The sequence below is a fragment of the Chromobacterium sphagni genome, from assembly GCF_001855575.1.
GTDB lineage: Bacteria > Pseudomonadota > Gammaproteobacteria > Burkholderiales > Chromobacteriaceae > Chromobacterium > Chromobacterium sphagni.
In genome coordinates this window covers 166,729-180,052 of record NZ_MKCS01000002.1, presented here as the reverse complement: position 1 = coordinate 180,052, position 13,324 = coordinate 166,729, and the positions used below count along the sequence as shown (strand labels likewise).

General features: G+C 61.6%; 14 protein-coding genes. 10 read left to right on the top strand and 4 right to left on the bottom strand.

The genetic code is table 11. The features are described from left to right. The first annotated feature begins 187 nt into the window (after positions 1-187). The 4 genes from BI347_RS25035 (at position 188) to BI347_RS23690 (ending at position 2,583) form a co-directional block, all read left to right on the top strand. Positions 188-544 (top strand): transposase, encoded by a 357-nt coding sequence (locus BI347_RS25035; protein ID WP_083339002.1) that lies wholly within the window; start codon positions 188-190, stop codon positions 542-544. Between the two features lie 332 nt (positions 545-876). After that, positions 877-1,152: a hypothetical protein gene (locus BI347_RS16670; RefSeq protein WP_139167250.1), complete on the top strand. Its 276-nt coding sequence runs from the start codon at positions 877-879 to the stop codon at positions 1,150-1,152. A gap of 127 nt (positions 1,153-1,279) precedes the next feature. After that, positions 1,280-1,741 carry a CsbD family protein gene (locus BI347_RS23010; RefSeq protein WP_083339001.1) on the top strand — a complete coding sequence of 154 codons (462 nt, stop codon included), beginning with the start codon at positions 1,280-1,282 and terminating at the stop codon, positions 1,739-1,741. Positions 1,742-2,091: 350 nt separating this feature from the next. Further along, positions 2,092-2,583 carry a CsbD family protein gene (locus BI347_RS23690; RefSeq protein WP_139167064.1) on the top strand — a complete coding sequence of 164 codons (492 nt, stop codon included), beginning with the start codon at positions 2,092-2,094 and terminating at the stop codon, positions 2,581-2,583. 273 nt (positions 2,584-2,856) lie between these two features. Here the strand turns inward: BI347_RS23690 and BI347_RS16655 are convergent, their stop codons facing one another. After that, positions 2,857-3,120 (bottom strand): hypothetical protein, encoded by a 264-nt coding sequence (locus BI347_RS16655; RefSeq protein ID WP_071114041.1) that lies wholly within the window; start codon positions 3,118-3,120, stop codon positions 2,857-2,859. A 351-nt stretch (positions 3,121-3,471) separates the two neighbouring features. Between BI347_RS16655 and BI347_RS16650 the strand changes: the two genes are divergently transcribed. Then, positions 3,472-4,389, top strand: a complete 918-nt coding sequence (locus BI347_RS16650) for a SphA family protein (RefSeq protein ID WP_158020809.1) — start codon at positions 3,472-3,474, stop codon at positions 4,387-4,389. Here the strand turns inward: BI347_RS16650 and BI347_RS16645 are convergent. Then, the gene (locus BI347_RS16645) at positions 4,358-5,326 is read right to left on the bottom strand and encodes a LysR family transcriptional regulator (RefSeq protein ID WP_083338999.1); all 969 of its coding nucleotides are present in this window, start codon (positions 5,324-5,326) and stop codon (positions 4,358-4,360) included. The genes BI347_RS16650 and BI347_RS16645 overlap by 32 nt on opposite strands. Before the next feature lie 94 nt (positions 5,327-5,420). Between BI347_RS16645 and BI347_RS16640 the strand changes: the two genes are divergently transcribed. Further along, positions 5,421-6,413: a bile acid:sodium symporter family protein gene (locus BI347_RS16640; RefSeq protein WP_095210846.1), complete on the top strand. Its 993-nt coding sequence runs from the start codon at positions 5,421-5,423 to the stop codon at positions 6,411-6,413. Positions 6,414-6,443: 30 nt separating this feature from the next. On the opposite strand, the gene uvrB is transcribed toward BI347_RS16640, so the two are convergent. Continuing rightward, entirely contained in the window at positions 6,444-8,456 is a 2,013-nt protein-coding gene (gene uvrB, locus BI347_RS16635; RefSeq protein WP_071114089.1) for an excinuclease ABC subunit UvrB, read from the bottom strand. Positions 8,457-8,753: 297 nt separating this feature from the next. Here uvrB and BI347_RS16630 point away from each other — a divergent pair, with 297 nt between their 5' ends. Next, positions 8,754-9,623, top strand: a complete 870-nt coding sequence (locus BI347_RS16630; RefSeq protein WP_071116519.1) for a serine hydrolase — start codon at positions 8,754-8,756, stop codon at positions 9,621-9,623. Between the two features lie 43 nt (positions 9,624-9,666). On the opposite strand, the gene BI347_RS16625 is transcribed toward BI347_RS16630, so the two are convergent. Then, positions 9,667-10,602, bottom strand: a complete 936-nt coding sequence (locus BI347_RS16625; RefSeq protein WP_071116518.1) for a LysR family transcriptional regulator — start codon at positions 10,600-10,602, stop codon at positions 9,667-9,669. 109 nt (positions 10,603-10,711) lie between these two features. On the opposite strand from BI347_RS16625, the gene BI347_RS16620 reads away from it, so the two are divergent. The 3 genes from BI347_RS16620 to BI347_RS16610 all read left to right on the top strand — a co-directional run bounded on the left by BI347_RS16620 (position 10,712) and on the right by BI347_RS16610 (position 13,251). Next, positions 10,712-11,209 carry a GNAT family N-acetyltransferase gene (locus BI347_RS16620; protein WP_071116517.1) on the top strand — a complete coding sequence of 166 codons (498 nt, stop codon included), beginning with the start codon at positions 10,712-10,714 and terminating at the stop codon, positions 11,207-11,209. Positions 11,210-11,957: 748 nt separating this feature from the next. Further along, on the top strand, positions 11,958-12,503 hold the full coding sequence (locus BI347_RS16615) for a kinase inhibitor (RefSeq protein WP_071114047.1): 546 nt from the start codon (positions 11,958-11,960) through the stop codon (positions 12,501-12,503). 7 nt (positions 12,504-12,510) lie between these two features. Beyond that, on the top strand, positions 12,511-13,251 hold the full coding sequence (locus tag BI347_RS16610) for a helix-turn-helix transcriptional regulator (protein WP_071116516.1): 741 nt from the start codon (positions 12,511-12,513) through the stop codon (positions 13,249-13,251). The last annotated feature ends 73 nt before the right edge of the window (positions 13,252-13,324 follow it).

The following is a 13,324-nucleotide window of genomic DNA, read 5'->3' as shown; positions in this document are numbered from 1 at the left end:
CGGCAGGCAGGTCTGTCGCTTTTCCTCTTGACGCCTCCGCATGGCCTTGCAAATCAGCCTGTGCCGCGGTTTGGCGGCCTAGCTGCTTGGCCAAGCCGCTCCTAAGCAGTGCCGGACCACCAACTGGCAAACCTGTAGCCAGGCCCTACGTCAACGCGGCTCTTTGTCCATCTGACTGGACAACGACATGGCATGGCGGGCAACGCCGCGCGCCAAACGTGGACGGGCGCAGACCTCTAACGATGCAGCCATCCTGCTGTGCCTGACCACGAGATGCCTGTTCGGCCTGGAGTCGCGGCAGCTCGGTGGAAGCCAGGATGCGTTGTTTCACATTGCTGGGGAAAAGAGCGATAGCGCGGCGCTTCGATGGCCAAGCAGAGTTGCAAGCGCTTTCATCCTTTCACAGATTTATGCAATACAGCCCGACCAAAGCATTCGCGCAAAATACTCACGCCGGCGCCCAGCGCATTTGCGGCAAGCACTCCCGCTCGCCGCCGGCGGTCGTCGCGCAGTCCGTCTAAGCCAGCCAATGCACTCATTCTGATACGGACAGCGCCCGCATCTCGGCGAGCAAGCCACCAAGATGGTCTGCATCGCCGGCAGCAATGCGCTTGGCCGGCCTCTGCTCGCCCACAGTCGGCGTTCGACAAAACAGTTGATTGACTTGCGCGCCACTCAGGCTGGTCGGCAGCGAGGCAAGTTTGATGATCTTGCATTTAGGTTTCCCAAAATGTCACCGCCCCGAAGAACCGGAACCGCTAGCGCCATGCGCACGCACCGCTAGGCAGCACACAGATAATCAAAGTAATGATAATCATCATTTTAATTTCTTGCAGCCGCCATATCGCGGCACAGACTCGCCACGGAGTAATGAATATGAGCAAAGTCATTGGACAGATTCAATCAGAAACCACCATCCAGCCAACATCTCAAATAGGAGGCCGTTACGATGACTCGCCCAGCCATGATGGCGCAGCGGGTCATGAGATGCCTTACCTAGACACCTATAAGTTTGGTGATGATGGAACAGATGGCTTTCCAACAGAACATAAGGGCAGCCGCTACTGGATGGATAGACTACAAGTGGACGAAGCCGATCCCGAATTTTTCAGCCCAATGGACAATGCCATGGAATTGGATTTTGACGACTAGGCTCCCCTGCCTACTTTGAAAACACATGCTGGGCACGATAGCGTACAGACCATTTCAACATCCAGACTTACTCTTTAGCCATTCCGACAGTCGTTATTCCCCAGCATGGAATTAAGGAGCAATAGCCATGGTGAACTTCATTTCGCATACTCAGTCCAGCAGCATGGGCCTGCCCCTCCCCCGGCCAACCAGCCACTCTGAAAAGATCGCAGGAAAAACGGGCACTGACAAGACAAGCGGAAAGCCCTCCATTTCAGGTGCAAAAAATCAACTCAGCCTTCATGCCGACAGCGCCGATCAGACCATGTCGCAAGCTGAATCATCAACCAACTTTTCCGCCTACGATATGATCGCAGCCAATCAAATCCAAGCCGCATGGGAGCAATACATTGGAAACTCACAGAAATTCTGGGACCTATTGACTGAAAATGAACTATTGGAAACCGAGGGCGATCTGCTAAAGCTTACTGAATTAGTGCAACAGCGCTATGACATTACGCATCAAGTTGCTGAAAGACAAGTCAGGTCCATTCTCGATCAGTCCATATTAATTTTCCAACTACAAAAAATGTACCAAAAAAACACATAACTCTCATTGCATTCGCAGCCTTGCTTGAAAGCGTGCCTCTCTGTCCTCCACATCTAACTTGCTCCGATTTTGCAAAAGGAATTTCTCAAAAACATACCACCGACATCAACCATGGGGAAGCTTCAACCTATCGCTCCTATGCGTAGAATCATACTACCTACCTTGGCGAATCGCTTCATTTAGCACTCACCAAGCAAATAGGCAAATAGTATCCTACAAGTTTTTCATGAAGATATTAACTAACAATCGCAGGGTACGATAACAGACTGACTAGATATGAATTGGCATTTACCCTCTAGTTTACCTAGCGGTTTGCCATTTGGCAGCACTAGGCTAAAGGAGTAATGATCATGAGCGAAACCCTTAACAAATCCAGCACTACCGGCCAGACAACGAACCAAAATCCGACCGCCCCCGACAAGTCGGCAAGCAATACTGAAGCTTCCAAAAAGACTATAGGCTACCCCGGTCATTCAGGCAGCCAAAGCACCGCGGCGCCCACACCAATCGACCAAGACAAGCCAATCTGCCATAGCGCGCTTGAGCAAGCCCCCGCCCATCAGGCCGCCGACTGCGAAGACAAGCCGGTCGGCCATGCCGAAGGCGCCGGTCAAACCCAAGCTCATGCAGACCACTGCGGGTCTACGCCAGACCAGTCCAAGCATGCGTGGAAAGAGCATATCAGCAAAGCCAAACAAGCTTTGAATCAACTGACTGAAGCAGAGCTATTGCAAACAGAAGGTGATTTGCTGAAGCTTACCATCATCGTACAGCGACGATATGGCATCACTCACGAAGCTGCAGAAAAGCAGGTCAAAACCGTTCTTGATCAATGCCTATAATTTTCAGCTGCAAATAAAGCGACGCAATCGCAAAAAAGGCCCTCGGCATTAGTGAGGGCCTTTATTTTACTAACGACGCTCACTCTTCATCAGTAGCGTCTGGCTTTTAGAGTTCCAGCTCGATGAAAGGGCACCGCTGCAGCCAGCAGCCTTGCATGCAAGGCTGCTGGAGTCAGCCGAAAGCCGCTTCCTGTTGTGTTGGTATTGCCGACACTCCTTCTGCATCCCTATCCAGCCATGAGCCATGGCTGTTAATCAGAGCAGCATTCGCAGTCAGTCCCAGCCAAAAAGATAGGCCGGCTCGCTCAACTCGGCCAACATCTGGCGGATGGAGGGACAGGGGTTGCCCTCCTCGTCCACAACGGGCACATCGAGTTCATCCTCCGCAATCGGAGCGACATCCCCGACAGTCAGATCCGTCTGGCCTGCCAGCTCCTCCAGCACGGCCAAAGCCTCTTCCCGGGAACCGGCGGCGACGATATCGTTGCCGCCAACCTGATAAGCCTTCAATGGCTGCTCCATCCCTGCGTCCCTCATCAAAATGCTTCCAATGGTTTACTCATCCAACCGCCCCCTGCAAGGGGCCGGGCTCCCTGCCGCAACGTTTTTCATGCGCACTCGCATTCCGGCACATGATATTCCTTTTGCCGGCATTTTCCGATCCGCCAACGCCGGCAAATCTGCTCTCCACCGCATGCCGGGGAGGCATCCAGTCCATGCATGCCTTCCAGACCGCCTGGCACACGCAATCCATGATCATGGCTGGCGAGCAGACAGCACCTCTTTGGAATGATCGGCCTATACTCAGCTTGCCTAGCGCCAGGCCTGCATACAATCGCCTCGCATGCCACCGACCACAAAGCGCAACCTAACAGGGACACTTTCAGGATGAAACCATCAAAAATGATCGTGCAGGCCGCGTCTGTCGCCATCGCCTGCCTATTGCCGCACTCCAGCGCCAATGGGCAGGAACTGTGGGACCCTCATCTGCGCGGCATCAACGAAGGACTGGCCGCAGGCGTGCTGCCGCCGGAAGGCGTCTATGGCGTGCTGAACAACTACTGGACCTGGGTGGACAAATACGACCACAACGGCGACAAGACCGGCCTGCGGGTAAGAGCGCTGATCGAACTGCCGGAAGTGCTGTGGTCGACCGGGCTTAAGGTGCTCGGCGCCGACTACGCCGTGGCCATCGCCCAACCAGTCGACTACACCACGCTCAGCGGCGGCGGCCTGCCACCCAATGGCCGTTGGGGCACCTTCAACACCATTCTGGTTCCAGGACAGCTGTCCTGGGCGTTGCCTAACAACCTCCACCTCAAGACCAGCCTGGCGGTCTATCTGCCTACCGGCAGTTCATCGCCGGGCCGGCTGCCGAACGGCACCTATCTAGGCGCCGCCAACGGCTTCTGGACGCTGCAGCCCGGTTTGGCGCTGAGCTGGCTGCACAACGGCTGGAACCTGAGCATGGACGCCACCTACGCCTACAATTTCCGCAACCCGGACACCCAGTACCAGTCCGGCCAGCAGCTGGCCATCGACTACACCGCCGCCAAAACCATAGGCAAATGGACGATAGGCCTGGGCGGCTACCAGGAAAACCAGCTGGGCAACGACTCCGGCAGCGGCGCCGCGGCCTGCGCTCAGACCGGAGGCTGCCGCGCCAGCAACTACGGCATCGGCCCGCTGCTTGGTTATCAGTTTGGCAAAGTGAAGCTGATGGCGATCTACAACTACGGCTTCCACACCAGCAGCGATGTCGGCGGCAATTCCTTCAATCTGCGGCTGAGCTTCCCCTTCCAGTAGCAGACGGCCGGCCCTCTTCGCTGCCGCAGGCCGCGCGCGCCAGCAGCTGCAAGGGTTCGCGCATGTCCAGCACCAGCCGCCACAGGCTCTCCGCCGCCGGCGACAAAGTGCGGTTGCGGCGGCGGATCAGCACGATGCGGCGGCTGGCGCGCGGCGACAAGGGTTTCGCCAGCAGATCGCAGCCGGCCGGCAAGGGCATGGCCAGGCCCGGGCAGATGCTGACCCCTATGCCGGCCGCCACCATGCGGAACACCGAATGGGAATGCCCCAGCTCCTGCGCCACCGGGCAATCCAGGCCGTATCCCCGCAATAGCTGGTCTATCAGCGGCCGGCTGCCGGAGCTGCCGTCCAGCAGCACCAGCGCCTCGCCGTCCAGCTGCCGCCACTCCACCCCGGCGGCGGCGGCCAGCCGGTGGTCGCTGCGGCACACCAGCCAGAAATCGTCAGCCAGCACCTCTTCCTGCCACAGATCGTCGCAAGGCTCCGGCTCCACCACCAGGCCGAAGTCGGCCGCGCCGCCGCGCACCGCCGCCACGTTGAGCCGCTGCACCTGGTCCTGCAGATGCAGCGTCAGCTGCGGATAGCGCTGGCGGCAAGCGGCGATGATGGCCGGCATCAAGCTGGCGGACACGGTGGGGCTGCTGGCGACATGCACGCTGCCCATCGCCTGTCCACCTTCCTTGCGCGCGCTCCGCAACACTTCGTCCAGTTCATTCAGCGCGCGTGCAAGCTTGGACAGCAAGCGCTGGCCGGCATCCGTCAGCACCACTTCGCGGGTGGTGCGGTCCAGCAGCCGCAACTCCAGCGCCTGCTCCAGTTCGCGCACCGCGCGGCTGACCGCCGGCTGGCTCAGGCCCAGCTCGTCCCCGGCCCGGCTGAAGCTGGCCAGTTCCGCCACCCGGCGGAATACCTTCAGTTGACGTAGCGTGACATTCATAAAAAATAATCATCAATTGATCAGATAAATACATTTGTATTCTGAATCCGGCTGCGCTTCAATACTCGCATCGCTGTTTCACAGAATGACCGCCATGCCCAAACTGCTTGATTCCTTCACCCTGGCCCTGCTCTCCACCGTCGCGCTAGCCAGCCTGCTGCCCTGCTCCGGCGCAACCGCGCAGGCCTTCAACCTGATCACCAATCTGGCGATAGGGCTGCTGTTCTTCCTGCACGGCGCCAAGCTGTCGCGCGAGGCGGTGATCGCCGGCGCCGGCCACTGGCGGCTGCACCTCACCGTGCTGGCCTGCACCTTCGCGCTGTTTCCGCTGCTGGGCGTACTGCTGCGGCCGCTGTTGACGCCGCTGGTCACGCCCGAGCTGTATCTGGGTATCCTCTACCTGTGCATGCTGCCGTCCACCGTTCAGTCGTCGATCGCCTTCACCTCGATGGCGCAAGGCAATGTGCCGGCGGCCATCTGCAGCGCCACCGCGTCCAATCTGCTGGGCATCTTCATCACGCCGCTGCTGGTGGGCTGGCTGGTGGTCAGCCATGGCGGCGCGGCACAGGGCATGGGCTCGGCGCTGGACATCGTCTACCAGCTGCTGCTGCCCTTCATCGCCGGCCAGATCGCGCGGCGCTGGATAGGGCTCTGGGTGGACAAGCGCAAGGCCCTGCTGAAGTACGTGGACCAGGGCTCCATCCTGTTGGTGGTGTACACCGCCTTCAGCGCCGCGGTGATCGGCGGCCTGTGGCGGCAGACGCCAGTCAGCGCGCTGCTGGGCCTGCTGGTGGTGAACGGCATCCTGCTGGGCCTGCTGCTGGCGATCACCACGCTGGCCGGGCGCAAGCTGGGCTTCAACCGCGAAGACCAGATCACCATCCTGTTTTGCGGCTCCAAGAAGAGCCTGGCCAGCGGCGTGCCGATGGCCAAGGTGCTGTTCGCCGGCCACGCCATCGGCGCCATCGTGCTGCCGCTGATGCTGTTCCATCAGATCCAGCTGATGGTGTGCGCGATGCTGGCGCAGCGCTTCCGCCGCCAGCATCTTCGGCAGAGCCGGATGCAAGAAAAATCCCCGCTGGCCTGAGCGGGGATAGAGGATGGCGGAAAGCCTGGCTTACAGATCGCTGAGCCAGGCCTTTTCCTTCAGTTGCTTCAGTTCATCGCGCACCCGCGCCGCCCTTTCGAACTCCAGATTGCGCGCGGCCTCCATCATCTCCTTCTCCAGCCGCTTGATCTCCTTGGCCAGCGACTTTTCGTCCATCATCGCCACGCGGGCTTCGTCCACCAGCTTTTTGCGCTCGTCCTCCACGCTGTAGACGCCGTCGATGATGTCCTTGATCTTCTTCTCCACCCCCCTGGGCACGATGCCGTGCTCGGTGTTGAAGGCGATCTGCTTGTGGCGGCGGCGCTCGGTCTCGTCCATCGCCCGCCGCATCGAATCGGTGATGCGGTCGGCGTACAAGAGCGCGCGGCCGTGCAGGTTGCGCGCCGCGCGCCCTATGGTCTGGATCAGACTGCGCTCGGAGCGCAGGAAGCCTTCCTTGTCGGCGTCCAGGATGGCCACCAGGCTCACTTCCGGGATGTCCAGGCCTTCGCGCAGCAGGTTGATGCCGATCAGCACGTCGAACACGCCGAGGCGCAGATCGCGGAGGATCTCCACCCGCTCCACCGTGTCGATATCGCTGTGCAGATAGCGCACCTTGATGCCGTGCTCGGTGTAGTAGTCGGCCAATTGCTCCGCCATGCGCTTGGTCAGTGTGGTGACCAGCACCCGCTCGCCGCGCTCCATCCGCAGGCGGATTTCCGACAACAGGTCGTCCACCTGGGTGGCCACCGGGCGGATTTCGATCTCCGGATCCACCAGACCGGTGGGGCGCACCACCTGCTCCACCACCTGGCCGGCGTGATCCTTCTCGTACACCGCCGGCGTGGCGGAGACGAATATGGTCTGCGGCATCAGTTGCTCGAACTCATGGAATTTCAGCGGCCGATTGTCGGCGGCAGAAGGCAACCGGAAGCCGTACTCCACCAGGTTGGCCTTGCGCGCGGCGTCGCCCTTGTACATCGCCCCCACCTGCGGCACCGTGACATGGCTTTCGTCTATGAACATCAGCGCGTTTTTAGGCAGGTAGTCGATCAGCGTCGGCGGCGGATCGCCTGGACCGCGCCCGGAGAAGTGGCGCGAATAGTTTTCGATGCCCTTGCAGAAACCCATCTCGTACAGCATTTCCAGATCGAAGCGGGTGCGCTGCTCGATGCGCTGCGCCTCCACCAGCTTGCCTTCCTTCAGATACCACTCGACGCGGCGGGCCAGCTCCTCCTTGATCTCTTCGCAGGCGCGCAGCACGGTGTCGCGCGGCGTCACGTAGTGGCTGGACGGGAACACGGTGAAACGGCCGACGCGCTGCTTGGTGACCCCGGTCAAGGGATCGAACAGCGTCAGCGTTTCCACCTCGTCGTCGAACAGGCTGACACGCAGCGCGGTGTCGCTGCTTTCCGCCGGGTAGATGTCGATCACGTCGCCGCGCACGCGGAAAGTGCCGCGGCTGAAGTCCAGGTCGTTGCGGCTGTACTGCATGGTGGTGAGGCGGCTGATCATCTCGCGCTGCGGGGTGGTTTCGCCTTCCTTCAGGTGCAGGATCATCTGGTGGTAGTCGGACGGATCGCCGATGCCATAGATCGCCGACACCGTCGCCACGATGATGCAGTCCGGCCGCTCCAGGATGGATTTGGTGGCCGACAGCCGCATCTGCTCGATGTGCTCGTTGATGCTGGAGTCTTTCTCGATGAACAAGTCGCGGCTGGGGACGTAGGCCTCCGGCTGGTAATAATCGTAGTAGGAGACGAAATACTCGACCGCGCTGTTCGGGAAAAACTCGCGCATCTCGCTGTACAGCTGCGCCGCCAGCGTCTTGTTGTGCGCCATGATGATCGCCGGCCGGCCGGTCTGGGCGATGACGTTGGCCATGGTATAGGTCTTGCCGGAACCGGTGACGCCCAGCAGGGTCTGGTAGGACAGGCCGTCGGACAGGCCCTCCACCAGTTGGGCGATGGCGGCGGGCTGGTCGCCGGCCGGGGCGAACGGCTGGTTCAGCTGAAACGGGCTATCGGGAAAGGTCAGCAGCATGGGCGGGTGCACGGAGGTGGCGAAACCGTTGATTTTACGCTCATCGCCGTCCAATCTCATCCCCCGTGTGCGCCGCGCCTCCAGCCCGCGCCGCCCGCGGGGATATCGGGCGAAAATGACCGCGGTCGGAAAATGTTTTTTTGCACTACACAGCAGCGGAACATTGTTTAAAATGCAAGCAGGACGCCATTGGCCATTGTGGCAAACGATGACTGCAACTTGGCAGAATTTAGGCGCAAATGCCGAAGGAATACCGTCCAATCCTCTCCAAAATAAGCGCTCATGATGGAGTGACGCATGATCAAGAAAATCGCAAGTTTGCTGGTGTCGGCGGCGTTGTCCATGCCGGTGCTGGCGGCTTCGCCCAAGGGCGTGATGGTGGCCAGCGAGATGTCCGGCTACAGCGCCCCCAGGCTCAATTCCCACTCGGTGCTGGTGCTCAACGGCAGCACCGGCGAAACCCTCTACGAAAAGAACACCCATCAAAGGATGCCGATCGCGTCGATCAGCAAGCTGATGACGGCGATGGTGCTGCTGGATTCCGGCGTGCCACTCGACGAGCAGGTGACGGTGTCGAATGCGGAGATAGACCGCGTCAAACACACCACCTCGCGCCTGGCCGTCGGCACCACGCTCAGCCGCAAGGAAATGCTGCTGTTGGCGCTGATGTCGTCGGAAAACCGGGCCGCCGCCACGCTGGCCCGCACCACGCTGCCTGGCGGCACCGCCGCCTTCGTCGAGCGGATGAACCGCAAGGCGCGCAGCCTGGGCATGACCGAAACCGTGTTCCACGACCCCACCGGCCTGGACGTGCGCAACACCTCCACCGCCTCCGACCTGGCCAAGATGGTGATGGCGGCGCAGAAATACCCGCTGATCCGCGAATTCACCACCACCGAGAAGCACCAAATCGTATCGGTGCGCAACCGCGTGCTGCAGTACAAGAACAGCAATGCGCTGGTGCGCGAGGGCGACTGGGACATCGCGGTCCAGAAAACCGGCTACATCCAGGAAGCCGGCCGCTGCATGGTGCTGCAGGCCGTGGTCGGCTCGCAGCCGCTGGTCATCGTGCTGCTCGACGCCGGCGCCAGCTCCGCCCGCGTCAACGACGCGAGAAACATCAAGATTTGGCTGGAGGCCCATCCCGGCAGCTGGCTGGCCGGCTGAAACCGCTCTTCCCACGCCAAGGGCCGGAATATCCGGCCCTTTTTCATTTCACCTCCCCCTGCTTGCAGGCCAACAGCTGCCGCCGCACCCAATCGTGAGCCGTGGCGCGAGCGTGCCGGGCGTGGCAATACACCTTGAGCCGATAGGGTGGAATGGCGAAAGGCGCGGGGAAAATATTGACCTGCACAGCCGCCGCCAGGGTTTTCACCGCCAGTTGCGGCAGCGTCATGACCAGATCGGTATCGGCAATGATGAAAGGCGCGGCCAACACTGACGGCACCTGCACCGCCACCTCGCGCGCCAGGCCCAGCGTGTCCAGCACGTGGTCCACCACGCCGCGCGCCTCGTTCCACGGCGTCACCACCACATGCCGCGCCTGCAGGTATTGCCGCAGCGTCAGCCGCTCGCGGATGGTGGGATGGTTCTTGCTGGCGATGGCGACGTAGTCATCGCTGAACCAGTCGAAATCATCAATGCCCGGCGGCAGGCTCCCCTGCTCTTCCGAATAGCCCAGCGCAAAGTCTATGCTGCCCGCCAGCAGCTCCTCCAGCGGCACCTTCTGCCCGGTCTGCACCACGCGGAAACGCAAGCGCGGCGCCAGTTGCTGCATCCGGCGCAGGAATTGCGGCAGTATCGCGAAAGTGGTGTAGTCGGTGGCGGCGAACACGAAGACGCGGTCGCTGTCGACCGGATCGAAATCCGCTCCCTGCGTCAGGCCGTCGGACAACAGCGCCAGGGCGGCCGCCACCGCCGGCGCCATGGCTTCCGCTCTTTGCGTCGGACGCATCTCGGCGCCCACCCGAATGAACAAGTCATCGGCCAGCGCCTGGCGCAGACGCGCCAGCGCATGGCTGCAGGCCGAGGCGCTGATGACCAGCTCGTCGGCGGCAGCCAGCACCGAGCGCCGGCGGAACAGCGCGTCAAACAGCAGCAGCAGGTTGAGGTCCAGCCGCCGCAGTACAGGATGAATATTTTTCATTTTTTACTGAAAACAATGCACTGTATTCATCTTACTGGCTGACATAAGATTGCGCTCAATGTTTTCCCCTGCAACATCATGCCAGGGCCCAGCCATCCAAGGAGTCGCAATGAACATCCAGATTCACCCCGCCCAGCCGCAGGACGCGGCATCGATCCACCATTTCATCACCGAACTGGCCATCTACGAACGCGCCGAACATGAGGTAAAGGCCAGCGTCGCCGACATCGAAGCCACGCTATTCGGCCCCGACGCCAAGGCACAGGCGCTGCTATGCCATGTCGACGGCCAGTTGGCCGGCTTCGCCGTCTACTTCTTCAGCTACTCCACCTGGCTGGGCAAGAACGGGCTGTACCTTGAGGATCTGTACGTGACGCCGCAGATCCGCGGCGCCGGCGCCGGCAAGGCGCTGCTGCGCCATCTGGCGCAACTGGCCTGCGAGCAGAATTGCGGCCGCTTCGAATGGAGCGTGCTGGACTGGAACCAGCCGGCGATAGACTTCTACCAGTCGATAGGCGCGGCGCCGCAGTCGGAGTGGGTGCGCTACCGACTGGCCGGCGCGGATTTGCGGCATTTCGCTTACGGCGAGGATGCCGCCACCGCCTGACCGTTCCGCCTAATGCCGCTGCTTGCGGCGGCGCCCCACCACTCGGGCCAGCAATTCGCCAGGCTCTGGGCGGTCTCGCAAGCCACATCCTCGGCCCCGTGGCAATGCGTCGGGGCCAGATAATCGGAAGCACATGGCGGCTCGCAATAGCCGGCCTGCCGTAGACGGCGGGCCGGCATGCTGGTTACCGGACACAGCGCAACAGACCCTCCCGAGCCATCCAGCCGCGGCGCCGCAACTCGTGGCGGCGGATCGCCCGATGCGCCAAGCCCAAGCATCCGGCCCGCCCGCTCACCCGGCGATGGGCGCAAACAAAGACTTGCGCGGCGATAGATGCCATTGATACCGTCGAATCCGTTCAAGAGCGAAAACCTTCAGCGTGGTTGATGTATGGGATAAATCAACACATCATATCAACCCGCCATCCCTAAGAGCCTGTTCAAAGTCCTTTTCGTCAACGGTCGCTTTCTGCCGGATGGGCCACGCGGAAAACGGCACGTCGGCAGCAACCGGCCTTGTTGTCGGGCTTGGCTTTGGGCTGACCCAAGCCTGTGCTCTCCTCCGCGCATCTGGCTGCGGCTCAAGCCAGCGCTGCGCGGAAAGAGACGTTGAACAGGCTTTAAGCTTAAGCTAGAAGTCCGGCAGGCAGGATGCGAGCGCCTCGGCACATCAATCGAGCGTCACGGCACAACGCCACCCTACGCGCCCACCTATCATCCGTCTTGCCTCATTCCACAGGAGAATCGATATGCGCAATACCCTGCTGATCGCGAGCCTGCTGGCCCTGCCGCTGGCCGCCCATGCCGATGGTTTCAAGTTGTCCAGCAGCAGCATCGCCGACGGCAAGCCGCTAACCCTGCGCCAGGTCTATCAGGGCTTCGGCTGTGAGGGAAGCAACATCTCGCCGCAGTTGTCTTGGAGCGGCGCGCCAGTTGGCGCCAAGAGCTTCGCCATCACGGCCTACGACCCGGACGCGCCCACCGGCAGCGGCTGGTGGCACTGGACCGTGGTCAATCTGCCGGTCAGCGTGAATGCGTTGCCAGAAGGCGCCGGTAGCGCAAACGGCAAGCTCCCCGCCGGCGCGGTGCAGGGCCGGACCGACTACGGCGAATCGCGCTTCGGTGGCGCCTGCCCGCCGGTGGGCGACAAACCTCACCGCTACCAGTTCACCGTCTGGGCGCTGAAGGTGGACAAGCTGCCGGTAGACGCCAATGCCAGCGGCGCGCTGGTGGGCTTCATGCTCAATGCCAATGCGCTGGGTAAAGCCACTCTTACCGCCACTTACGGCCGCTGAACGCTTGATGTCCGCTCCGCGTCACCGCCTCAGCCGCATCGAGGCCGGAGAGATCCGCGCCCGTCTGCCGCAGAACATCAAGCGGGTTCCCGTGTTCGTGCCGGCGCTATGCCGCGTCCGCCTAGGCCTCAAACGCATCTGGCTGGGCGAGCGGGAAATGTCGGCCGGGCCGGACGGCTATCTCGCCGACATCGTCAGCTTGCCGCCCGAGTTGCTGGAAGATTTCCGCCAGCGCCACGGCCCCCTGTTGCTGAAGCAACGGCCAGGATTCGAACTGTGCCCGCGGCTGGACCCGTGCGCCGAGTTCGCCTGGAACGTCCTGCTAAACAGCCTGCGCGCGGATGACGCGCCGGAAATGTCCACTCACCACGCCTTCGGCGCGCTGCTGGCCCTGGCCTTGGCGGGACAGGTCGAACCGCTGCTGCGCCCCGCCGTCGGCACCGTCACCGAGCAGGTGCGGCACTTGCTTCTGCTCGACCCCGCCGCCGGTTGGAGCGTGGACATGGCGGCGCGGCGGCTTAATCAAGGCGCATCCACCCTGCGCCGCCATCTGGCCGAAGAGGACAGCAGCTTTCGCGGCATTCTGGAAAACGTGCGCATGGGCTTGGCCTTGCAACAGGTGCAGAACGGCGAGCGCGCCATCGCCGACATCGCGGCCAGCAGCGGCTACGCCTCCGCCTCGCGCTTCAGCGCCCGTTTCCGCCAACGCTACGGCCTGACGCCGATGGAGCTGAGGCGCACGCGCTGACCCTGGCGTTTCTCTGCAAAGTCCCAGGCCGCGTAGCGATCTCCCAAGCCATGGCCAAACACTGCCGCGCTTT